The organism is Microbacterium tumbae, from assembly GCF_054780175.1.
Map to the genome: position 1 here is coordinate 272,833 of NZ_BAAGWV010000004.1, position 22,023 is coordinate 294,855.

Below are 22,023 nucleotides of genomic sequence, written 5' to 3' on the forward strand. Positions count from 1 at the left end.
GTCGATACGCTGACCACGTGACAGAGACTCTCAGCGCCGCCCAGGCCCGACGCATGACCCTGGCGGCGCAGGGTTTCACGCGCCGGCATCCGGCCGCCGTGACGTCGCGGCACATCCACCGCGCGATGGAGCGCATGGGCGTGCTGCAGATCGACTCCGTGAACGTGTTCGCGCGCTCCCATCACATGCCGCTCTTCTCGCGCCTCGGCGCATACGACCCGGCGCTCTTCGAGCGGATCTTCCACTCCTCCGCCACGCACTACGTCGAATACCTCGCGCACGAGGCGACGTTCGTCCCGGCATCCGACTGGGCGCTGTGGGGGTTCAGGATGGAGGACTTCCGCCGACGCTGGGCCGCTGCGGACTCCTGGCCGAGCAGCAACCGGCGCACTCTGTCCTGGGTTCAGGATGAATTGCGCGCCCGGGGTCCGCTGCGTCCGGCGGACCTGCGCGAGGACGCTCCGCGCGAGCGCGGCACGTGGTGGGACTGGGACGACGTCAAGCTCGCGCTCGAGCACCTGTGGCGCACGGGCGACGTCGCCATCAGCGGCCGGCGGGGCTTCGAGCGGCGCTATGCGCTGGCCGAGCAGGTGATCCCGGCTGAGATCCTCGCACGCAGCGTCTCCCGCGAGGAGGCCTTCCGCGAGCTCGTGCGGCGCGCGGCGAGGGCCACCGGCGTCGCCACCGCCTCCGACCTGGCCGACTATCACCGGCTGCGCGACCGCGCGGGCGTCCAGCGGGCGATCGGCGAGCTCGTGGACGCCGGCGAGCTCGCGCCGGTCGACGTGCGCGGCTGGGAGCGCGGCGGGCGCCCTGTTCCGGCGTGGCGGCACAGCGAAGCGGCTCTGCCGCGCCGGGTGGATGCTGCAGCGCTGCTGACGCCGTTCGATCCCGTGGTCTGGTTCCGGGAGCGGGCGCTGCGCGCCTTCGACCTCGACTACCGGATCGAGATCTACGTCCCCGCGGAGAAGCGCCGCTACGGCTACTACTCGCTGCCGGTGCTCGTCGGAGACCGCATCGTCGCACGCGTCGACCTCAAGGCCGATCGCGCCGAGTCGACGCTGCGCGTGCAGTCGGCGTGGTGGGAGCCGCAGTCGCGGCCGGAGGAGGATGCCCCGCGCATCGCCGCGGAGCTGGCGCGCGCAGCGGCCTGGCAGGGCCTGGAACGCATCACGGTGTCCCTGTGGGGAGACGCGACCGATGCGATCGCCGCCGTCCTGCGGGCCGAGCGGCACGTGCACGCCTCAGCGCCCGCCGCCCCCGCTTCCTAAGACAACCGCCCGTGTCACCCCTGCCCGTTGAACGAGCCACCTCCTCACCCGTTCATTGAACGAGCCACCTCCTCACCCGCTCATTGAACGAGCCGGCTCCTCACCCGTTCGTTGAGCGAGCCGAAGGCGAGTCGAAACGCCCCCCACACGAACCCCGTTTCGACTCGGTCGGCTGCGCCGTCCTCGCTCAACGAACGAAGAAGGGAGACGACCCGCACGTCCCCGCTCGACGAACGGAAACGGAGACGACCGTCAGAACTGCACGCGAGGCGGCTCGGAGATGGTGGTGCTGTCCGCCACCTCGAAGAACTCGCGCTCGGAGAAGCCCAGTCCACGGGCGAACAGGTTGTTCGGGAACACCTTGATCTTCGTGTTCAGCTCACGGACGCCGCCGTTGTAGAAGCGCCGCGCAGCCTGGATCTTGTCCTCGGTGTCGACGAGCGCGTGCTGCACCTGGAGGAAGTTCTGGCTGGCCTGCAGCTGCGGGTACGCCTCCGCCACCGCGAACAGGCTCTTCAGCGCCTGCTGGAGATGTCCCTCTGCGATACCCGCCTCCCCCGGCGAGCTCGCCGAGATCGTCTCGGCGCGCGCACGGGTGACGTTCTCGAAGACGGCCTTCTCATGCGAGGCGTACCCCTTGACCGCCTCGATCAGATTGGGGATGAGGTCGGCTCGGCGCTTGAGCTGCACCGTGATTCCGCTCCACGCCTCGTCGACGCGGACGTTCAGCTGGACGAGGGAGTTGTACGTCGCCCACAGATAGATGCCGACGATGACGATCACGCCGACGACGATCAGAACTGGAATGAGCCATTCCATGGAAGGCAACCCCCTCGAGCCGTGTTTGGTCTCATCCTAGCCGCGCAGTCTGCACGTGGACTGGGTGCGACTCACGACCCCAGCACGCGCTCGAGGTACCGGTTGCCGAAGAGCCGTTCCGGGTCGAGACGGTCGCGCAGCGCGACGAAGTCGTCGAAGCGCGGGTACCGTTCGCGGAGCTGCTCCGCGTCGAGCGTGTGCAGCTTCCCCCAGTGCGGACGTCCGCCGTGCTCGAGCATGATCTGCTCCGCGGCATTGAAGTACTCGGTCGGATCCGCACGCCAGTAGCGGTGCACGGCGATGTAGCCGCTCGCCCGGCCGTGCGCGGTGGACAGCCACAGATCGTCCTGGGCGGCGAAGCGCACCTCGACGGGGAACTCGATCCGCCAGCCGCGCTTCTCGATGAGCGCCCGCAGGGCGCGGAAGGCCGGTACGACGTTCTCCGCGGGGAGCGCGTATTCCATCTCCCGGAAACGGACGGTGCGGCGCTGCGTGAACACGCGGTGCGAGAGCTCGGTGTACTCCCGGTCTCCGGTCAGCCGCACGGCCAGGCGGTTGAACGGCGGGGTGATCCCCGGCACGAACCGGCCGGCAGCGCACACCGCACGATAGACGCCGTTCGAGAGCAGCGTCTCATCGATCCATCGTCCGACGACCGGCAGCGGCTCGCGCCTGGTCGACTCCGGCAGGCGCTCCTGCCGCTTGGTGAGCGCGACATCGGTGTGCGGGAACCAGTAGAACTCGAAGTGGTCCGAGGCCTCGGAGCGGTCGGACAGCGTGGCGAGCATGTCCTCCAGCGGGGCCGGTTCGTCGATCGCGTGCATGACGAAGGCCGGAACGCACTGGAGCGTGACCTCGACGAGGATCCCGAGCGCGCCGAGGCCCAGCGCGACGGCCGGCAGCAGTTCGGGGTTCTCCTTCTCGTTCACGCGCAGGAACTCGCCGGATGCGGTGATCAGGACGGCGCCGACGACCTGGGCGGATATGCCGCCGAAGCGTGCGCCGGTGCCGTGCGTGCCCGTCGACATCGCGCCCGCGATCGACTGGCGGTCGATGTCGCCGAGGTTCTCCATCGCCAGCCCGTACGGAGCCAGGAGCGCGGGGATGCGGTGCAACCGCGTGCCGGCCAGGAGCGTGACCCGCCCCGTCTCGGTATCCGCCGACACCAGTCCCTGCATGTCGTCGAGCTCGAGCAGCACGCCCGGCGCGACCGCGATGCCCGTGAAGCTGTGGCCCGCCCCGATCGCTTTGATCGCCAGCTTCTGCGCCGCCGCGGCCTGCACAGCGCGCTGGACGCCCTCAGGGGTCCGCGGGCGCTCGACGCGCGCCGGACGGATCGAAGCCGACCGTCCCCAGTTCTGCCAGACTCCGCCGGATCGTGTCACAGGAACGCCTTCCCCTCGCCGCGGTAGGTGGGCAGCTCGTCGACGACGGCGTCGCCGTCCACCAGCTGGTACGCCAGGACGCGCTCGGCGGGCTCCCCGCTCTTGGCGTGACGGAACCAGACGCGATCGCCGAGATTCAGCCCGGATGCGGCCCGACCCTGCAGAGGCGTCTGGACCTCGCCCGCAGCTTCCCGCGGCAGGGTGCGCAGGCCGGCCGGCCACACCGGACGCGGCTGGCGGGAGGCGACCGCCGGTCCGGACGCGATCCACCCTCCGCCGAGCACGGTGGCGATGTCGGCAGCGGGTCTGCGCACCACGTCGAAAGCGAACGCGGAGGCCGGAGCGGGCCGGAACGAGCGGTAGCCGTCGAACAGGTGCCCGCCGAGGAGACCGCTGCCCGCCGTCGCCTCGGTCACGGACTCGTCGCTGCCGGTGAACTCCAGGGAGCCAGTGCCGCCCCCGTTGAGGAACTCCACGGGGGCGACGTCGCTGAGGGCGGTCGCGATCTCGGCACGGCGCCGCAGGAGATCCTCCCTCGAGCGCGCCTGCGCGAACCGGATGACCGGCGCGTCCGGGCCGGCGTTGTCGCCTTGACCGGCGATCTGCGCCTCGTACATCTGCAGACCTACCAGGCGGAAGCCGGCGCGACCGGCGATGTGGCGCGCGAAGCGGGCGACATCCGCCGCCGTGTACAGGGGCGAACGGCGCACGCCGATGTGACCGAGGGCGCTCGAACGCCACGAGGCGTCGGCGTCGACGGCGACGCGGATCTCGGCACGGGAGCCGGGGGCGGCGATGCTGTCGACGAGGTCGAGGTGGCTCGGATCGTCGACCATGAGGGTCACCCGAGCGGCCGCGATCTCGTCGTGGACCAGCCGCTCGAGGCTCGCCCTGTCGACGGTGGGGTAGCCGACGACGACGTCGTCGTGCTCCTCGGCGAGCCAGAGCGCCTCGGCGAGCGTGAACGCGAGGATGCCGTGATAACCGGGGATCCGCAGCACGGCGTCCACCACCGCGCGCACTCTCACGGACTTGGAGGCGACCCGGATCGGGATGCCTCCCGCGCGCACGAGCATGTCCATCGCGTTGTGACGCAGGGCCGCGAGATCGATCACGGCGACGGGAGCCGGCAGATGGGCGGTGGCCTCGGTCAATCGCGGCCACCAGCGCGCCGGATCCTCCCATCCTCGGGCGGAGGGTGTCGTCGGGCCTGCGATCAGATCGAGCACTCCCCCACCCTACGGCTTCCGCCGCGGCATCCGCGGATAGGCTGTGAGTGCGCGCCCCCGTAGCCCAACGGCAGAGGCAGGCGACTTAAACTCGCCGCAGTGTCGGTTCGAATCCGACCGGGGGCACGAGGAGTCCGAGCCCTGTGCGCAGCCTCCATCTAGCGGGTCGGTCCTCAAACCTCCCCGAAGGGTCTTGCCAGTCGTCTTCGCGACGAATGTCGGAGGCGATCTCGTTCATCACCGGTGCCGCCGCGCTCAGATCACGGTGGTGCCGCCGTCGGCGACCAGCTCCATGCCGTTGACGTAGCTCGAGTCGTCGGAGGCGAGGAACAACGCGATCGATGCGATCTCTTCGGGGCGGCCCATCTCTCGCCGGGGGATCACGGATTCGAACGTCGTCCTCAACTCTGGGCTGAGTACGTCGCCCATCATCGGTGTGGCGACCGAACCGGGGGTCAGCACGTTCACGCGGATCTTCCGGTCTCGCAGCTCGGCCACCCACACTCGTGCGTATGCGGCGAGCACGGCTTTGCTTCCGGCGTATACGCTCCAGGCGGGGTAGCCCCGGAGCGAGGCGTTCGAGCCGGTCATGAGAATCGAGCCTCCGTCGTTGAACAGCGGCAGTGCTTTCTGGACCGTGAACAGCGTGCCCTTCGCGTTGAGGTCGAAGGCGGCGTCGAACTGCTGCTCGGTGATCTCGCCGAGCCCGCTCTGCTCCCCGCCCCCGGCGCTCGCCCAGAGGACGTCGATCGTGCCCCTCTCCTGCCTGACCGTGTCGAAGAGCCGGTCGAGGTCATCGAGGTCGGCCGCGTCGGCTTGCACGCCGGTCACGTTCCGGCCGATCGACTTCACGGCTTCGTCCAGTGCGTCCTGTCGTCGACCGGTGATGAAGACGTGAGCTCCTTCGTCGACGAACAGCTTCGCGCCGGCCAGTGCCATTCCGCTCGTCGCGCCGGTGATGACCGCGACTTTTCCATCAAGCTTTCCCATGACTACTTCACCCCTTCGAGGTCGACGCCGAGGGAGAGGTTGAATCCCAAGCCGTGCTGGGCGAGCCCCATCTCCAGCAGGCTCGCTCCCTCCAGCCAGTGCGCCATGCTCAGGTCGCCGACGTCCCGCGGGCGATGGCCGAGGCTCGTGATGAACGCGGACACACTCGCCTTGGCCTGCGTGTCGTCGCCGGCCACGAACACGTCCCGCGGGCCGCCAGTGGCCAGGACGTCACGGAAGAGGGTGTTGAGCGCTTTGACGACGTGAGCGCTCGCAGGGACCGCCTCGGCGACCAGCTCGGCGATGGAGGTGTCGTGAGGGACGGCCAGGCCGTTGCCGGCGGGGCTGAAGGGGTTCGTGATGTCGACGACGATCTTGCCGGCCAGTGCGTCCCCGTACTCGCTGACGACCTCCACGGCGCTCTCGAACAGCACAGCGAGGATGACGATGTCCCCGGCGGGGGTGGCGCCCCAGGTGCCGACCGTGGCGCCGCCGAGGGCACGGGCGAGGGCTGCCGTCTTCGCCGGATCCCGGCCGATGACCTCGGTGGTGTTGCCGCCTTCGAGGGCCAGGGCGCCGATGGCGCTGGCCATGTTCCCCGCTCCGATGATGCTGATGCTGCTCATACCGTGCTCCTTCGTGTCTCTATCGATCGGCCGGGGGCTCTCGTCGTGCGCTCGGGTGGAGGCACAAGGTGAGGTATCCCTCCGGTTATTGACATGAACCGGAGGGGTACCTCATGTATTCCCGCGATGATGCAGAATCGCGGCAGGCCTCTGGTTCCTGACACCGTGCCGGGACCCCCTGCCCGAGACGGAGGATGCCCTCAGCTTGCGCAGTAGAATCGGCCGGGTGAGCATCAGCGACGTCGAGCGGACGCGAGGGCCTTGGCGCCGCGATGCGCAAGAGCGCCATGACCGGCTCATCGCCGCGGCGCGACGAGAGTTCGCCGCCAGAGGTGTGGACGCTTCCTTGGAGGGGATCGCACGCGACGCGGGCGTCGCCATCGGAACCCTGTACCGCCATTTTCCGACTCGACTGGACCTGCTCCTGGCTGCCCTGGAGCCTCGGCTTCGAGAGTTCGCCGACGGATCGAACGAGGCCCTGGAGATCGATGATCCGTGGGATGGATTCGTCTCCTACCTGGAGAACCTGTTCCGCGTGCAAGCCGGAGACCGAGGTTTCAACGACTTCCTTTCCCGCCGATTCCCCGGCAGCGCCGACACCGAGCGCATCCACGACCAGATGTGCCGACAGATCGAGGATGTGCTCACCCGCGCCCAAGACGCCGGTCGGGTGCGCCCCGACATCGCGTTGGCCGACATCGTCAACCTCATCTGGTCCAACGGCCGGATGATCGATGCCACCACCGCCACGGCGCCGGGTGCGTGGCGGCGCAGCCTCTACCTCATGCTCGACGCCTACCGAGCCGAGCGAGCGCGTCCGCTCCCCGAGCCGCCGATGACGGAAAGACAGCTCTACGACGCGATGGTCCGTCTCAGCACGGCGGAATAGATCACGGGCGCCGCGCTCCTCCGGGGGCGTCCGCTATCCGCCATCGCATCCGCGAATCGTCGCAGAGCACCGCGCAGACGACGAATGCCCCGTCCGCTCGAGCGGACGGGGCATTCGCAGCAAGACCTACTTCGCGGCGACCTCAGCGGTCTCGGCGGCCTTCTCGGCCACCTTCTTCGCCGCGGGCTTGCGGGCCGGAGCCTTCTTCGCCGGAGCCTTCTCCGCCTTCTCCTCGGCAGGCGCGGCCGCCGGAGCGTCCGCAGCCGGACGCGGACGCGAGGCGAACTCCTCGAAGAACGCGCGCGGCTGCTGGACCTTCTCGAGGTTCACGATGTCGCGGTCGAGCCACAGGTTGTTCCACCAGCCCCACAGGACACGGAACTTACGCTCCCAGGACGGCATCGCGAGGCCGTGGTAGCCACGGTGCGCGACCCAGGCGAAGAAGCCCTTGATCGCGATCTTGCCGGACTGGAAGACTCCGGTGCCCAGGCCGAGGCCCGCGACCGCGCCGAGGTTCTTGTGGATGTAGTCGACCGGCTCCTCGCCGCGGAGCACGGCGACGAGGTTCTTCGCGAGCCGCTTGGCCTGGCGGACCGCGTGCTGTGCGTTCGGCACGCAGAAGCCGCCGACGCCGCCGCCGGTCAGGTCGGGGACGGCCGAGACGTCGCCGGCGGTCCAGGCGCCTTCGACGACGTTGCCATCGGCGTCCACGACGCGCAGGGAGGCCTGGGCGCGGATGCGGCCGCGCTCCTCGACCGGGAGATCCCCGGCGCGGACCACGCCGGGGTTCGCCATGACGCCGGCGGTCCAGACGATGATGTCGGTCGGGATGACCTCACCCGTGGAGAGCTCGACGTTGCCGTCGACGGCACCGGTGACCTGGGTGTCCAGGTGCACGTTCGCGCCGCGCTTGGCGAGATCCTTCAGGACCCATTCGCTGGTCTTCAGCGAGACCTCGGGCATGATGCGGCCCATCGCCTCGACGAGGTGGAAGTGCGTCTCGTCGAACGAGAGCTGCGGATAGCGCTTCAGCAGCGCCGAGGCGAAGGAGCGCAGCTCGGCGAAGGTCTCGATGCCGGCGAAGCCGCCGCCGACGACGACGACGGTCAGCAGACGCTCGCGCTCGGGCCCCGCGGGTAGGGCGGCGGCCTTGTCGAAGTTCGACAGCAGCTTGTCACGGACCCAGACGGCCTCCTCGATCGACTTCATGCCGATCGCGTTGTCGGCGATGCCTGGGATCGGGAAGGTGCGCGAGACGGAGCCGGCGGTGACGACGATCTGGTCGTAGGCGAACTCGTAGGGCTCGCCCTGGGTCGGCGTGATCGTCGCGACCTTGTTCGCGTGATCGATCTTGGTGACCTTCGCCGAGACGACGTTCGTCCGCTTCAGGTGCCGGCGGGTCGCGACCACCGCGTGGCGCGGCTCGATGGAGCCGGCGGCGACCTCCGGGAGGAAGGGCAGGTACGTCATGTACGGCAGCGGGTCGACCATGGTGACCTCCGCCTCGCCCTTGCGGAGGTGCTTCTCGAGCTTCCACGCCGTGTAGAAACCCGCGTAGCCACCACCGACGATCAGAATCTTGGGCACAGTGCTGTTCTCAGGCACAGAGGGACAACTCCTTGTCAGGGTGCAGGCGTGCGTTGCGCGCGCGCCGAACGGATGCGCCGGGCAGCTGCGATGACGCCTAGCGCTACCAGGATACCAGGGACCGTGAGCGCGATGAGCGGCAGGGTACCGTAGCGCAGTGAATCGGCGCTGGGAAGAAGCGGGGAACTCGCCGCGCTGGGGGGATCCGCGGCCGGCAGAGGGTCGACCTCGACCGGGCCGACGGTAGGCAACGGCGCCGGTTCCGAGTCGGCGCGCCGGTACAGTCTGATCCACTCGGCGAGGTCGGCGGCGGGATCGGCGTCGACCTCGGCCACCTTCGCCGTGACGGCGGCGTTCGCATCGATGAGGCCGTAGCCGTAGATCGCGTCGGGGACCTTCGTAGCGCCAGGAGCTGGCAGCGCCGTCTTCAGGATGCGGTTGATGACGTTGCCGGCATCCAGATCGGGATGGGCCGACTTCACCAGCGCCGCGACGCCGGCGACGATGGGCGCCGCACCGCTCGTGCCGCTCCAGTCCGCGAGCGTGCCGTCGGCCGAGACGCCGAGAAGTCCTTCACTGGGCGCCGATATGCCGATCGTGATGCCCTGCGTCGATGCCTCGATGCTCGCCTCGCCGTGCTGATCGACGCCCCCCACCGTGAGAACGCCGGGGATCGTCGCCGGAGCCCCGACGATGCTCGTCCCGCTCCCCCTGTTGCCGGCTGCGACGACCACGATGACGTCGTGCTCGAAGGCGTACAGGAAGGCGTCGTCCCAGCTCTCGTCCCAGTCCAGCGTGTTCGTCGTGAACGAGAGGTTGATGATGTCCGCGCCCTCGTCGACGGCCCAGCGCATCGCGTCGGCGATCTGCTCGGCGAACGGCACGGACGCCGCGGCGCCGAAGTTCACCGAGATCGACAGCAGATCGGCTTCGGGTGCGACGCCGATCATCCCGGTGCCGTCCGCAGCACCGCGACCCGCCGCGAGCGAGGCGACCCACGAGCCGTGGTCGACGTCGACCGTGCCGACGGGCGTCCGTCCGTCGGATGCCCCGGTGCCGGAGACATCCGTCCCGCCGATGACGGCGCCGTCGAAGATCGGGACCGTCGCGATCCCGGTGTCGATCACTGCGATCGTGACGCCCTCGCCTCGGGTCGCCTGCCAGGCCTGACGGATGCTCGCGCCGTCCAGCCAGTACTCCGCCGCGCGGATCGGATCGGTGGGATCGTCCGCCACCGGGGCGGGAGTGGCGGTGGCTCCGGCGAGCAGGACGGATGCCGCGACCGTCGCGAGGGCGACGGCGCTGCGCAGCATCCTGCGGTCGATCATGCGATCGCCGCGCCAGGACTCTCGCACTGGCATCGTTCGGGCGACCAGCTCGAACGGGCCAGCGCCGCATCGCCGATCGGATTCACGCCAGGGCCGGCCGCCAGCGCATGCCCGGCCAGTGCGTGCAGGCACTTCACGCGCGTCGGCATCCCGCCGGCGGAGACGCCGTCGATCTCCGGGACATCCCCGAACAGCGCACGGTCGGCCAGATACGCCTCGTGCGCCGCACGGTAGGCGGCTGCGACGTCCTCGTCCTCATCGAGCAGGGCGGCGAGCTCGGGCATCACCCTGGTGGCCTCCAGCGTGGACATCGCCGCGGTCGCGGCGGGATGGGTGAGGTAGTAGAACGTCGGGAAGGGCGTGCCGTCCGGAAGCCGCGGCGAGGTCGACACCACGGTCGGATTGCCGCAGACGCATCGGGCGGCGATCCCCACGACCCCGCGCACGGGGCGGCCGAGCTGGGCGGTCAGCACGGCGATCTCGGCGGGCGTCGGCGGGTCGAAGGGCGGTGTCGTCACGTCTCCAGGTTACGGGAGAGGATGCTGGCAGAACCCCTACCGCGCCTCCACGGCCGTCTGGGCGAGCCCCGCTCCCGCGACGCTGCGGAGCAGCTGCGCCATCCAATCCGCGGCGCCTTCCTCGAGAGCATCGCTGACCGGACCCTGCTCCTGCGGAAGGTCGGCGACGTCGAGATCGTCGTCGATGAGATAGACGACCTCGCCCGGCTTCACGAAGTACAGCCGCTCGCGGGCCTGCGTGACGATGTAGGCCGGGTCGTCCCAGCGCTCCTGCTCCTTCTCGAGCGCGGCGATCTCGTCCTCGGAGACCTGCACGGCCTGCTCGAGCGCGGCGATCTTCTGCCGCTGGTCGATGTAGGTGCCCAGCGTCGGCACGAGGACCCACGCCCCCAGCACGACCAGCGACAGCATGATCGCGGAGAAGGCGGAGAGACGGATGCCGGAGGCCCACTCCCGCACGTCGACCGTGCGCGCGGGGCCTTTGTCCTCGGCGCCGCCTCTGCCGGATCCGGCACGCCGCGCCGCGGCAGCGGGGCTCGCCCTCCGGGGGGACGACGAAGGGGGAGCCGGACGCCTCGCCATGGCTCCCCCTCAGTCGGTTCGATGTATCGCGCGCGCTCGCAGGTCAGGCCTGGAAGCGCGGGAAGGCGGAGCGGCCGGCGAAGACCGCCGCGTCGCCGAGCTCCTCCTCGATGCGCAGAAGCTGATTGTACTTCGCGACGCGCTCGGAGCGAGCCGGCGCACCGGTCTTGATCTGACCGGCGTTCGTCGCGACCGCGAGGTCGGCGATCGTGGTGTCCTCGGTCTCGCCGGAGCGGTGCGACCACATCGAACGGTAGCCGTTGCCGGTGGCCAGGCTCACGGCGTCCAGGGTCTCGGACAGCGAGCCGATCTGGTTGAACTTCACCAGCAGCGCGTTGGCGACGCCGCGGTCGATGCCCTGCTGCAGGCGCGTCGGGTTGGTGACGAACAGGTCGTCGCCGACGAGCTGCACCTTCGAGCCGATGGCGTCGGTGAGGTCCTTCCAGGCATCCCAGTCGTCCTCGGCGAGGGCGTCCTCGATCGTCACGACGGGGAAGGAGTCGACCAGGTCGGCGTAGAACGTGATGAGGTCGTCAGCGCTCTGCGCCTTGCCGTCGAGGGTGTACACGCCGTCCTTGAAGAACTCGGTGGCGGCGACGTCCAGGCCCACGGCGACGTCGGAGCCAGGAGTGAAGCCGGCCTTCTCGATCGCCTTGATGAGGAACTCGAGGCCCTCGCGGTTGCTGGGCAGATCGGGGGCGAACCCGCCCTCGTCGCCGAGGCCCGTCGCGAAGCCCGCGGCCTTCAGCTCGCCACGGAGCACGTGATAGACCTCGGTGCCCCAGCGCAGCGACTCGGAGAAGGTCTCGGCGCCGATCGGGGCGAGGAAGAACTCCTGGAAGTCGATGCCGTTGTCCGCGTGCTCGCCGCCGTTGATGACATTGAACAGCGGGACCGGCAGCACGTGCGCGTTCGGGCCGCCGATGTAGCGGAACAGCGGCAGGTCGGCGCTGTCGGCCGCGGCCTTGGCGACCGCGAGGCTGACACCGAGGATCGCGTTCGCACCGGTGCGCTGCTTGTTCTCCGTGCCGTCCGTCTCGATGAGGATCTGGTCGACGATGCGCTGCTCGCTGGCCTCGACGCCCTCGATGGCAGGGCCGAGCTCATCGATGACGGCCTCGACGGCCTTCAGCACGCCCTTGCCGCCGTAGCGGCTCTCATCCCCGTCGCGGAGCTCATACGCCTCGAACGCACCGGTGGATGCGCCGGAGGGGACGGCGGCGCGCTGCACGATGCCGTCATCGAGGAGCACCTCCACCTCGACGGTCGGGTTGCCGCGCGAGTCGAGAATCTCGCGTGCGCCTACAGCCTCGATCAGTGCCACGAATGTGCTCCTTGCTCAGGGAAAGGTGGTGGTGGAGCGTCGTCGATCCGCCGCCAGTCTAGCCGCGTAACCTGCCCGTCACACGACGACGGCGAGCGCGATCCCTTCAGCCGCTCCGTGGGGCTCTGGACGGGAGGAGGCTCTTGCACTTCCTATTCAACACGTGTCACACTACCGTCAACACGAATTGAACGAAGGAGTTCGAATGCGGATCATTCTCGACACGGACATGGCGATGGGCGTCCCCGGATCGGAGATCGACGACGGATTCGCGCTCGCGCTGATCCTCTCCGACGATGTCTTCGATCTGGAGCTCGTCACGACGGTCAACGGCAACATCGACGTGGAGTCGGGCACATATCTCGCCGCCGAGCTGCTGGAGCGCCTCGGTCGCAAGGACATCCCCGTCGTCCGCGGAGCAGGGGCTCCGCTGGCGGAGCCCGATCGGCTACGCTCGGCCTCCGACTCCACGCGCACCGCCTTCGGCCACCACGTCGCCGCCCCGGGATACGCCGCCGCGGAGATCGCCCGCCGGGTCGTCGATTCGCCCGGCGACGTGACCGTGATCGCCATCGGCCCCCTCACCAACGTCGCCGCAGCCATCGCCCTGGACCCCCGCGTCGCGACGCACGTCAAGGAGATCGTCGTCATGGGCGGCGTCTACCTGCAGCAGACGAACAAGGTCGGCATGCCGGGCGAGTTCAACTTCTGGGTCGACGCGCTCGCCGCACGCGCCGTGCTGCGCTCGGGGGCGCCGCTGCGCCTGGTGGGACTCGATGTCACGAACCGTGTGCGTCTGACGCGCGAGCATGCCGCGCAGATGGCGGCGAGCGGTCGCAGCTTCGGCACCTTCGCCGGCGACTCGACGCTCGCCTGGATCGACGCGAACGCGCAGCGGCACCCCGGCGACATCGCATCACTGGGATCCTGCGCGATGCACGATCCGCTGGCGGTCGCGGCGATCAGCCGGCCCGATCTGCTCACCTGGCGCGATGCGCGCGTCGACATCGTTGCGGACGACCCGGTCGGTCGCGGCATGTCGATCGCCGACTTCCTGCTCTCCGAGGATTCCCCCGCCGCCAACGCACGAGTCGCCGTCGACGTGGACGTGGACGGCTTCACCCGATACTTCGTCGGTCGCATCGACTCTCTCTGACCCGTACCCGCACCAGAACGCAACACCCGAGAAAGGCAGAAACATGCAAAGACGCAGTATCGCCGCCGTCGCCGCCCTCGGCACGGCATCCATGGTCCTCGCCGGATGCACGGCAGACCCCTCATCCCCGGACGGCGACGCCTGGGCTCTGCCGGAGGAGGATCCGACGGCGACGATCCAGGTCCTCGGCCACCAGGCGGAGGACACCGGGATCCTGGAGGTGATGGACGCATTCGAAGCGGCGCACCCGAGCATCACCGTCGAGTACGAAGCGGTGCCCTTCGATCAGCTCAACTCGATCCTGGATGCGCGCATCGGGAACAAGGACGGCAATCCCGACGTGTACTGGGCCGATCAGCCGCGCATCGCCACCCTTGCATCCCGCGGATTCACCGAGTCGCTCACCGAGCAGTTCGCCGACGAGATCGGCGTCCTCGACGAGGCCCCCGTCGAGTCGAGCTCCTACGACGGAGACCTCTGGGCACTGCCGATCGCGAACTCGACTCAGCTGCTCTACTACAACAAGGCCCTTCTGGATCAGGCGGGCATCCCGTACCCGTCGGCCGATCCCGAGGACCGCATGACCTGGGAGGAGCTCAGCGAGGTCGCCGCGCAGGCCGTGGACGGCGGGGCGAAGTACGGCATCCTCTTCGGCCAGCCGGATCGGTATTACCAGCTCGAGCCCCTGGCCGTCTCGCTGGGCGGTTCCGCCGGCGGCGCGGGCGACGGCAATCTCACCCCGGACATCACCACTGATGCCTGGGTCGACGCGCTCACCTGGTACGGCAGCATCTTCGCCGACGGACTGTCCCCGCAGGCCGTGAACTCCGAGCAGAGCTCCGAGGAGTTCCTGGCCGGGAACGTCGCCTACTTCGTGCAGGGGCCGTGGCTCGTGCCGAACCTCACAGGCGCCTCCGTCGACTGGGGCGTCGCCGCGCATCCCTACTTCGACGGCGGTGATCCGGTCACGCCGACCGGATCCTGGTCTCTCGCGATGAGCCCGTTCTCGGACGAGAAGGAGGCCGCCGCGATCTTCATGAAGTGGATGTCGATCGATAACGGCGGAGGCTATGCGGTCAACTTCCCCTCGCCCGAGCTCCCGGTCAGCGCGGAGGGCAAGGAGTCCTACTACGGCCGCGACGTCTTCGCCTCGCCCGCCGGCCAGGACGCGGCCGCTCTCATCGACTACGAGACGCAGAATACAGCCGTGCCGCGTCTGTCCACCATCGGATACGTCGAGTTCGAGGAGATCCTCGGACGGGCGTACTCCGACGTGAAGAACGGCACGGATCCGGCGAAGGCTCTGGCCGCGGCGAGCGCCGAGCTCGAGACGGCGTGGGCGAAGTACCAGTGAGCGTTCGCGAACTCGCGCAGGTCCGGGGGACGGACGCCCGTCCGTCCCCCGGACCCCGGCGCCGCACCGGACGTCGCCGCGAGGCGGCATGGGCCGTGGCCTTCATCGCCCCGGCGCTGCTGGCCATCATCACGATGAGGATCGCGCCGTCCATCGGCGCATTCTGGTCGTCACTGCACACCGCGTTCCCCGGCGGGCTCAAGGAGCCGGAGTTCACCGGCGCGGACAACTACCTCGAGCTGTTCGGCAGCGCCGCCTTCGGCGAGACCGTGCTGCGCACCCTCGTCTTCAACCTCATCATCAACCCGGCGCAGGTCATCATCGCGCTCATGATCGCCGTGCTGGTCACGCGCAGGATCAGGGCGAAGATGCTGTGGCGCACCCTGATCTTCATCCCCGCCACCATCCCGATCGTCGGATCCTCCATCGTGTGGGGCATCGCGATGCGCCCGGACGGTCCCCTCAACGCGCTGCTCGAGGCGCTGGGCATCGGCAGCCAGCCGTTCCTCACGTCGCCCGAACAGGCGCTGGCCTCGATCATGATCGTCGCCACCTGGGTGGGCGTCGGGTACTGGATGCTGTTCCTCATCTCCGGCATCGAGACGATCCCCGACGAGTACTACGAGGCGGCCAGACTCGATCGCGCCGGGCCCGTCCGGACCTTCTTCTCCATCACCCTGCCGCTCCTCAAGCGCCCTCTCCTGTTCGTGCTCGTCGCCGACACCGTCGCCAACTTCGTCCTCTTCGTCCCTGTTCAGATGCTCACCGGAGGCGGACCGGAGAACTCCACGACCATGCTCATGTTCGACGCCTACCGGACGACCTACACATACAGCGACAAGAGCCTCGGCTCGGCGGAGGTCGTGATCCTCACGCTGATCATGCTCGTCTTCGTCGCCGCCCAGTTCGCGCTCCTGCGCGAAGACCGCCAAGGAGTCTCGGATGAGTGAAACGACCTACCGCCGAGCGCGATGGACACGTCCGTCATGGCCGCTCACCGCCGCCGCGGTTCTGGTCAGCGCGATCTTCGTCATCCCGGTTCTCTGGCTGCTGGCCGGATCGCTGCGCCCAGGATCCGAGATCTTCGATTCCCTCTCGCCGCTGAGCTGGCGGATCCTGATCCCGTCCTCGGTGACCTTCGACAACTATGCCGCGATGATCTTCGGCCCGTTCGGACGGTCGCTGGTCAACTCCCTCCTCATCTGCCTGATCTCAGTGGCGATCGGCACCGTCGTCTGCGCTCTGGCCGCCTATGCGGTGGCCGTGCTGCGCTTCCCGGGACGGGGCGTCGTGTTCGCGGTCATCGTGGTCGGGTTCATGATCCCGTTCGAAGCCGTCGCGATCCCGCTCTCGCAGCAGTTCACGAGCTGGGGACTGGCCAACACGATCGTCGGCCTCGTACTCCCCGGCATCGGCAATGGATTGGCGATCTTCAACCTGCGTCAGCACTTCCTGTCGATCCCCTCGTCCTACCGGGAGGCCGCGAAGATCGACGGGGCGTCTGAGCCGCGGATCTTCGCCTCGATCTACTGGCGACTCGGCGGCGGTTCCCTGGTCAACTCGGCGCTTCTGATCTTCCTCGGCCAGTGGGGAGCATTCCTCTGGCCCCTCCTGGTGGTCTCGGACAGCGATCTGCAGGTGGCCCCGGTCGCCCTGGCTCAGACGTTCGGCGAGCACAGCGCGAGCTTCGGGCAGCACTTCGCCGGCGCGGTGATCCTGTCGCTCATCCCGGCACTGCTGATGTTCGCGCTGCAGAAGTCCTTCGGCGGCCTGTCCGTCGCGAGCGGAGAGAAATGAACCACACGCATCCTTCCCATCCCGTGCTCGTCGTCGGCAGCGCCAATCGCGACTACCTCGTCCGTGTGCCCGCGTTGCCCGCGCCCGGGGAGACCGTGCTCGCGCAGAGCATGAGCAATACCTGCGGCGGCAAGGGGGCGAACCAGGCGGTCGCCGCCTCGCGTCTCGGCGCGTCGGTGAGCTTCGTCGGCTGCGTCGGCGACGATTCGGACGGCGCACTGCTGCTGCGCGAGCTGCGCGCGGAGGGCGTCGAGGTCTCGGACGTGACCGTGCTGCACGATGCCGACACAGGTCGCGCCTTCGTCTGGGTGGATGATCGCGGCGAGAACTCGATCGCCGTGGTCTCCGGGGCGAACTTCCGCCTCTCACCGGCGAAGGTCCAGCGCGTGGTGAGGCGCTCGCCTGCGGGCACCATCCTGGTGATCCAGGCGGAGATCCCCGCGGACACCGTGACGGCCGCGGTCCGCGCGGCGGAGACGACGCGCGTGGTGCTGAACCTCGCCCCCGTGATCACGCTCCCGGAGGATGTCCTCTCCCGCGCGGACCCGCTCGTTCTCAACGAGGCGGAGGCGTCGGCGCTGACCGGGATCGAGGTACGATCACCCGACGACGCGATGCGCGCGGCCAGGGCGATCCGTCCTCTCCCGCGCAGCGTGGTCGTCACGATCGGCGCAGGAGGTGCAGTGTGGACAGACGGTCCGAGATCGGGCATCGTGCCGATCACCGAGCAGGTGCCGGTGGTCGACACCACGGGGGCCGGCGACGCCTTCGTCGGCGCGCTGTCCGCCGCTCTGGCGAACGGCCGGGCGCTGGATGCCGCGGTGGAGCACGGCGTACGCTCCGGAAGCTACTCGGTGACCCGGCCGGGTGCGCAGGCGTCCTACGCGCGGGAGTCCGACCTCGCCCCGGCACGGGCGTCCTGAGCACGTCCACGCCGGGGAGACGATCATGGCGGTGACCCGCGCCCAGGTCGCCGCGGCCGCCGGGGTGTCCCCCGCCGTGGTCTCCTATGTGATCAACGGAGGACCGAGACCGGTGTCCGCGAACGCCCGGAGCCGCGTCGAACAGGCGATCTCCGAGCTCGACTACCGTCCGAACGCGGTCGCATCGGCGCTCCGCCGCGGCAGCACACGGATGATCGGCCTGCTCACGGACAGCCCGATCAATCCGTTCTACGCCGAGCTCGCAGAGGCCATCGCGAAGGAGGCGACGCGTCACGGACTCGCCCTCACCCTCGGGATCGTGGACATCGTCGGAGAGAAGCACGTCCCGTTCCTGAAATCGATCGTCGATCATCGGGTCGACGGAGTGATCGCGGCGACCGATCATTACTCGCGGCTGGCGAACGACGTGCTCGGCGCCGTCCCCGTGGTCGCGATCCAGAGCACCCGCAGCCGCCGTGTCGGCACGTCTAGCGGCGTGGCGTTCGACAATGAGCACGCCGCACGCCTCGCCGTGGAGCACCTCATCGCCCATGATCATCCGGTGATCGCCTGCGTCGCCGGCCCCTGGCACTCCGCGAGCGCCGACGGTCGCGTGATCGGATGGCGGGAGACGCTGACGACCGCCGGTCTCCCCGCAGGAGACGACCTGATCGAGCACGCCGAGTTCTCGGCAGCGGGAGGCCGAGCCGCGACATACGCGCTGCTGGGACCGAGCGCGCGGCATCTCAGCCGCGCCAGCCGCCCTCGGGCGATCCTCGTCTCATCCGACGTGCAGGCGATCGGCGTGCTCCAGGCCTGTGCCGAGCTCGGGCTGCGCGTCCCGGAGGACGTCGCGCTCGCCTCCATCGACGGCACCGACCTCGCGCTGCGCCTGAGCCCACCGTTGACGAGCGTCCGCCAGCCCCTGGACCAGATGGCGTCCGCCGCGATCGAGGCTCTGCTCGCGATCGCTGACGACGCCGGGCCCTCGACGGAGATCGTCCGCGGCAATCTCGTCGTGGGCCGCAGCTGCGGCTGCACGCAGGACCTGCACGTCTGAGCCTCGAATGCGCCGGCTCCTCCGGCGCAGATCTCACACCCTCCGGCGCAGATCTCACACCCTCCGGCGCAGATCTCACACGACGACGGCGAGCGCGAAGCCGTCCCAGCCCTTGAGGCCGACGGTCTGCAGGGCCGTGGCGTCGAAACGGGGGTCCTCTCCCAGCATCCGCAGTCCCTGCCGTGTGCCGACGACGCGCGGATCGGCGGTGTCGTCGTTGACGATCTCGCCCTCCCGGCCGATGTTGTCGACGACCACCACGGTGCCCGGTCGCCCGAGCCGCGCCGCCCAGTCGAGATAGACCGTGTTGGACTCCTTGTCGGCGTCGATGAACACGAGATCGAAAGGTTCTGCGCCGTCCAGCGAGGGCAGCACCTCGGCTCCGCGCCCGATGCGGATCTCGACGCGATCGCCGACGCCCGCGGCATCCAGGTTGCGTCGTGCGACGGCGGCGTTGCCCGGCTCCGCCTCGATCGTGACGACGAGGCCGTCTTCTCCGACGGCACGTGCGAGCCAGGTCGTCGAGTACCCGCCGAGCGTGCCGATCTCGAGCACTCGCCGCGCTCCGGCGATCCGTGCGAGCAGGTTCAGCAGCTTGCCGCCGACCGGCGCGACCTCGATCGAGGGGAGGCCTGCCGCGCGCTGCGCGTCCAGCCCGGCCTCCAGGGCAGGATCGTGTCCGACGAGCGTGTCGACGAGGAAGATGTCGGCGGCGCGCCAGTTCTCAGGAGTCGAATCGGCCATGTGCCCAGCCAACCCTCGCGCCCGGAGCCCGTCAAGGGCCTTCAGCGCTCCGGCGACAGCAGGCGGACCGCGGCGCCGTCGAGCTCGGGCTGGCGACGGAACTGGCCGCTCAGCGCGAGCACGACGACCGCCCCGGCGCACACGATCCACCCCGCGACGCCCAAGGGGCCGGCGAGGGCCATGTCGATGGTCGTGCCGGCCGCATGGACCAGGACGACCATGCCTCCTGCCGCGTTCAGCGCGCCATGGGCGAAGACGGCGGGCCAGAGCGACGCCGACCGCAGGCGGAGCCATCCGAGCAGCACGCCCCACGCGATGCAGCCGCCGACCATCAGCAGGACCCCGGTGAGGTCGAAACGTCCGAAGTTGTAGCCCAGGAGGATCACCGGGGCGTGCCAGAGCCCCCAGATCACCCCGCTGATCAGGAGGGCCGGCCACGTGCCGAGCGGACGCAGCGCCGGCACCAGGAAGCCCCGCCAGCCGAGCTCCTCTCCGAACGCCATCACCGCGTTGATCGTCGCCGCGGCGATCGGGATCGCCACGAGCTGGGAGAGGACGACGACGATCGCGGGCGGCGCGGGCACCCCCTCCGGCAGGGAGGCCGCCAGCGTCTCAGCGAACCCGGAGAAGCCGATGAGATCCAGCTGCACCCAGCCGAACACCGCCGCCACGGCGATGCTCACGGCGACGAGGGCCACCGGCGCGAACAGCGCCGCGACGCTCAGCCAGACCACTCGCTTCGCCGGCCGCAGCGGCCACATGCCGAGGAACCTCAGCCGTCCCCCCTTCGGAACAGGACGCAGCGCGGTCATGACGATCAGCACGGCGAGAGCCGGCGTGAACATCATCACGGGGACGAGCGCTCCCGCGAGCGGGTTCGCAAGCCCTCCGGAGATCCACAGGGGAAGGGCGACCAGCCAGGCGAGCCCGCAGGCGAGGGCGACGAAGGCGATCGTCGCCACCGGACGGACGCGGGTGATCATGATGCTCCTCCTTCGGTTCCTTCGGAGATGCCGGACGCCGCCACCAGGACGGACGCCGCCGTGGCCGCATCGTCGACGGTGACGACGAACACCTTCCCGTTCCTCTGCTCCACCTGAAGGGCTTCACCGCCGCGCAGCACGACGCCGCGCCGACCGTCGAGGCCGATCCGGTAGCCCCAGCCGCCGAACTCGCCGAACGGGTTGACGGTCACCACGCGCACCGAGGCGACGTCAGAGGCGGGGATCGCGAACCGCGGCCAGCCCACGGCAGAGCGCACCTGCAGACCCGCGGCGTTCACCCTGACCCTGAAGACGAGCATCGTCGCGGCCAGCACGGCGAGCGCGATCCCGATGATCGCGGAGAACCACCACCCCTCGACTCCCCTCGCCCCCAGCAGAGCGGCTGTCGCGAGCACGAAGAACACCGCGACGCCGAGCACGATCTGCGCGCCGCGCGCCGTGCTCGCCGTTCCCATCCAGACGGCGCGCTCGGTGCCCGCCAGCTCCAGCGGCCCGGCCGGCACCCCGGCATCCGTCGTCGTGTACGCCGCAGGCTGGAGGAACCAGCCGAGCACTGCGAGCCCCGCCATCAGCACGATCCCCAGGATCACCCAGGGCGTGATGTCCGGCGTCTCCGCGGCGTCGGCGAGCCCGCGCTGCACGCCCACGCTTATCAGCGAGGTCGCGGCCAGCAGAGTCGACACTCCGAGGCTCATCGCGCCGAGGAAACGCGCGGTCGGCGACCACTGCGGTCCGTCCGGGCGGCCCTCGGAGCGCGAGCGCGGCGGCAGCCGGTGCCCGAGGAACGCCATCACGGCGAACAGGACGACGATGCCGCCGCCGATCCCCAGCAGCAGCGCGAGATACGTCCACCCGGGTCCGTAGCCGTCGACCCCGTCGAATCCCCAGTGGATCGCGGCGGGCTCGGGAACCTCCGGCAGCCACGCCGCGATGATGATCGCGGAGAGCGCGACGATCGCGGCGGGCACGATCACCCCCACCCAGAGGAAGGCGGTGCGGGCGCGACGGACGTCGGCGTTCATGCGGGAGTCTCCTTCACGAGAGCGGCCAGTGTGGCGGGTGAGAGGCCGAGAGCGGCCCCGCGGGCGACGAGCGCTGCGATGTCCTGGGCGAGTTCGGCGAGCGGCGCAGCGGATGCCGCCACCGCCGCCCCCCTTCCACGGCGCAGGTCGACGAGTCCTTCGTCGCGCAGCTGCTGGTAGGCGTGCAGCACGGTGTGCTGATTGACGTCCAGCGCCTCGGCCACCTCGCGGGCGGGAGGGAGCCGGTCGCCCGGCACGAGCTTCCCGGACAGCACATCGGCGCGCACGGACGCCGCGACCTGCTCGAACAGGGGCCGCGGACTGTCGACGTCGATCCGGATCAGCATGCCACCTCCAATGTTCTATTAATTCTATCCTAACTAGAACTTATGTCGCTACCCTCCATTCCGCTTCG

The 22,023-nt window shown here is 69.5% G+C and carries 22 protein-coding genes and 1 tRNA gene; 9 read left to right on the forward strand and 14 right to left on the reverse strand.

All coding sequences use genetic code 11. From position 1 onward, the window contains the following. Positions 1-17: 17 nt before the first annotated feature. Positions 18-1,271: a winged helix-turn-helix domain-containing protein gene (locus tag ACYVGQ_RS16265; RefSeq protein ID WP_460785723.1), complete on the forward strand. Its 1,254-nt coding sequence runs from the start codon at positions 18-20 to the stop codon at positions 1,269-1,271. Positions 1,272-1,523: 252 nt separating this feature from the next. Here the strand turns inward: ACYVGQ_RS16265 and ACYVGQ_RS16270 are convergent, their stop codons facing one another. The 3 genes from ACYVGQ_RS16270 to ACYVGQ_RS16280 form a co-directional block, all read right to left on the reverse strand. Next, complete coding sequence (locus ACYVGQ_RS16270; RefSeq protein WP_460785724.1) at positions 1,524-2,090, reverse strand: LemA family protein; 567 nt, start codon at positions 2,088-2,090, stop codon at positions 1,524-1,526. A gap of 71 nt (positions 2,091-2,161) precedes the next feature. Next, entirely contained in the window at positions 2,162-3,475 is a 1,314-nt protein-coding gene (locus ACYVGQ_RS16275; RefSeq protein WP_460785725.1) for a D-arabinono-1,4-lactone oxidase, read from the reverse strand. Continuing rightward, on the reverse strand, positions 3,472-4,704 hold the full coding sequence (locus ACYVGQ_RS16280; protein ID WP_460785726.1) for an alanine racemase: 1,233 nt from the start codon (positions 4,702-4,704) through the stop codon (positions 3,472-3,474). The genes ACYVGQ_RS16275 and ACYVGQ_RS16280 overlap by 4 nt, the downstream gene beginning before the upstream one ends. 53 nt (positions 4,705-4,757) lie before the next feature. Between ACYVGQ_RS16280 and ACYVGQ_RS16285 the strand changes: the two genes are divergently transcribed. Further along, positions 4,758-4,830: transfer RNA gene (locus tag ACYVGQ_RS16285), tRNA-Leu, on the forward strand. A 129-nt stretch (positions 4,831-4,959) separates the two neighbouring features. On the opposite strand, the gene ACYVGQ_RS16290 is transcribed toward ACYVGQ_RS16285, so the two are convergent. Together ACYVGQ_RS16290 and ACYVGQ_RS16295 are read right to left on the reverse strand one after the other, a co-directional pair. After that, positions 4,960-5,694, reverse strand: coding sequence for an SDR family NAD(P)-dependent oxidoreductase (locus ACYVGQ_RS16290; protein WP_460785727.1), 735 nt, complete (start codon positions 5,692-5,694; stop codon positions 4,960-4,962). Between the two features lie 2 nt (positions 5,695-5,696). Next, positions 5,697-6,320 (reverse strand): NADPH-dependent F420 reductase, encoded by a 624-nt coding sequence (locus ACYVGQ_RS16295; protein ID WP_460785728.1) that lies wholly within the window; start codon positions 6,318-6,320, stop codon positions 5,697-5,699. 226 nt (positions 6,321-6,546) lie between these two features. Between ACYVGQ_RS16295 and ACYVGQ_RS16300 the strand changes: the two genes are divergently transcribed. After that, positions 6,547-7,209 carry a TetR/AcrR family transcriptional regulator gene (locus ACYVGQ_RS16300; RefSeq protein ID WP_460785729.1) on the forward strand — a complete coding sequence of 221 codons (663 nt, stop codon included), beginning with the start codon at positions 6,547-6,549 and terminating at the stop codon, positions 7,207-7,209. Between the two features lie 126 nt (positions 7,210-7,335). Here the strand turns inward: ACYVGQ_RS16300 and ACYVGQ_RS16305 are convergent, their stop codons facing one another. Genes ACYVGQ_RS16305 through eno form a run of 5 tightly spaced genes read right to left on the reverse strand, consistent with a single transcriptional unit; the run spans position 7,336 to position 12,548 of the window. Further along, positions 7,336-8,796 (reverse strand): NAD(P)/FAD-dependent oxidoreductase, encoded by a 1,461-nt coding sequence (locus ACYVGQ_RS16305; RefSeq protein WP_460785730.1) that lies wholly within the window; start codon positions 8,794-8,796, stop codon positions 7,336-7,338. Between the two features lie 35 nt (positions 8,797-8,831). After that, positions 8,832-10,124: a S8 family serine peptidase gene (locus ACYVGQ_RS16310; protein ID WP_460785731.1), complete on the reverse strand. Its 1,293-nt coding sequence runs from the start codon at positions 10,122-10,124 to the stop codon at positions 8,832-8,834. Further along, positions 10,121-10,642 (reverse strand): DUF501 domain-containing protein, encoded by a 522-nt coding sequence (locus ACYVGQ_RS16315; RefSeq protein WP_460785732.1) that lies wholly within the window; start codon positions 10,640-10,642, stop codon positions 10,121-10,123. Before ACYVGQ_RS16315 ends, ACYVGQ_RS16310 begins: the two co-directional genes overlap by 4 nt. Before the next feature lie 36 nt (positions 10,643-10,678). Continuing rightward, entirely contained in the window at positions 10,679-11,224 is a 546-nt protein-coding gene (locus ACYVGQ_RS16320) for an FtsB family cell division protein (protein WP_460785733.1), read from the reverse strand. 43 nt (positions 11,225-11,267) lie between these two features. Beyond that, positions 11,268-12,548, reverse strand: a complete 1,281-nt coding sequence (eno, locus tag ACYVGQ_RS16325) for a phosphopyruvate hydratase (RefSeq protein ID WP_460785735.1) — start codon at positions 12,546-12,548, stop codon at positions 11,268-11,270. Between the two features lie 205 nt (positions 12,549-12,753). Between eno and ACYVGQ_RS16330 the strand changes: the two genes are divergently transcribed. The 6 genes from ACYVGQ_RS16330 to ACYVGQ_RS16355 are packed head-to-tail and all read left to right on the forward strand — an operon-like array spanning position 12,754 to position 18,838. Continuing rightward, positions 12,754-13,704 (forward strand): nucleoside hydrolase, encoded by a 951-nt coding sequence (locus tag ACYVGQ_RS16330; RefSeq protein ID WP_460785736.1) that lies wholly within the window; start codon positions 12,754-12,756, stop codon positions 13,702-13,704. Positions 13,705-13,747: 43 nt separating this feature from the next. Next, positions 13,748-15,058: an ABC transporter substrate-binding protein gene (locus tag ACYVGQ_RS16335; RefSeq protein ID WP_460785737.1), complete on the forward strand. Its 1,311-nt coding sequence runs from the start codon at positions 13,748-13,750 to the stop codon at positions 15,056-15,058. Continuing rightward, the gene (locus tag ACYVGQ_RS16340; RefSeq protein WP_460785738.1) at positions 15,055-16,008 is read left to right on the forward strand and encodes a carbohydrate ABC transporter permease; all 954 of its coding nucleotides are present in this window, start codon (positions 15,055-15,057) and stop codon (positions 16,006-16,008) included. The genes ACYVGQ_RS16335 and ACYVGQ_RS16340 overlap by 4 nt, the downstream gene beginning before the upstream one ends. Further along, positions 16,001-16,855, forward strand: coding sequence for a carbohydrate ABC transporter permease (locus ACYVGQ_RS16345; protein ID WP_460785739.1), 855 nt, complete (start codon positions 16,001-16,003; stop codon positions 16,853-16,855). Before ACYVGQ_RS16340 ends, ACYVGQ_RS16345 begins: the two co-directional genes overlap by 8 nt. Next, complete coding sequence (locus ACYVGQ_RS16350; protein WP_460785740.1) at positions 16,852-17,778, forward strand: ribokinase; 927 nt, start codon at positions 16,852-16,854, stop codon at positions 17,776-17,778. The genes ACYVGQ_RS16345 and ACYVGQ_RS16350 overlap by 4 nt, the downstream gene beginning before the upstream one ends. Before the next feature lie 25 nt (positions 17,779-17,803). Next, a complete protein-coding gene (locus tag ACYVGQ_RS16355; RefSeq protein WP_460785741.1) occupies positions 17,804-18,838 on the forward strand; it encodes a LacI family DNA-binding transcriptional regulator in 1,035 nt (344 codons plus the stop codon). A gap of 75 nt (positions 18,839-18,913) precedes the next feature. Here the strand turns inward: ACYVGQ_RS16355 and ACYVGQ_RS16360 are convergent, their stop codons facing one another. The 4 genes from ACYVGQ_RS16360 to ACYVGQ_RS16375 are packed head-to-tail and all read right to left on the reverse strand — an operon-like array spanning position 18,914 to position 21,955. Continuing rightward, positions 18,914-19,582, reverse strand: coding sequence for an O-methyltransferase (locus ACYVGQ_RS16360; protein ID WP_460785742.1), 669 nt, complete (start codon positions 19,580-19,582; stop codon positions 18,914-18,916). A gap of 41 nt (positions 19,583-19,623) precedes the next feature. Next, positions 19,624-20,565, reverse strand: coding sequence for a lysostaphin resistance A-like protein (locus ACYVGQ_RS16365; protein ID WP_460785743.1), 942 nt, complete (start codon positions 20,563-20,565; stop codon positions 19,624-19,626). Next, entirely contained in the window at positions 20,562-21,608 is a 1,047-nt protein-coding gene (locus ACYVGQ_RS16370) for a hypothetical protein (protein WP_460785744.1), read from the reverse strand. The genes ACYVGQ_RS16365 and ACYVGQ_RS16370 overlap by 4 nt, the downstream gene beginning before the upstream one ends. Beyond that, entirely contained in the window at positions 21,605-21,955 is a 351-nt protein-coding gene (locus ACYVGQ_RS16375) for a GntR family transcriptional regulator (RefSeq protein WP_460785745.1), read from the reverse strand. The genes ACYVGQ_RS16370 and ACYVGQ_RS16375 overlap by 4 nt, the downstream gene beginning before the upstream one ends. Between the last annotated feature and the right edge of the window lie 68 nt (positions 21,956-22,023).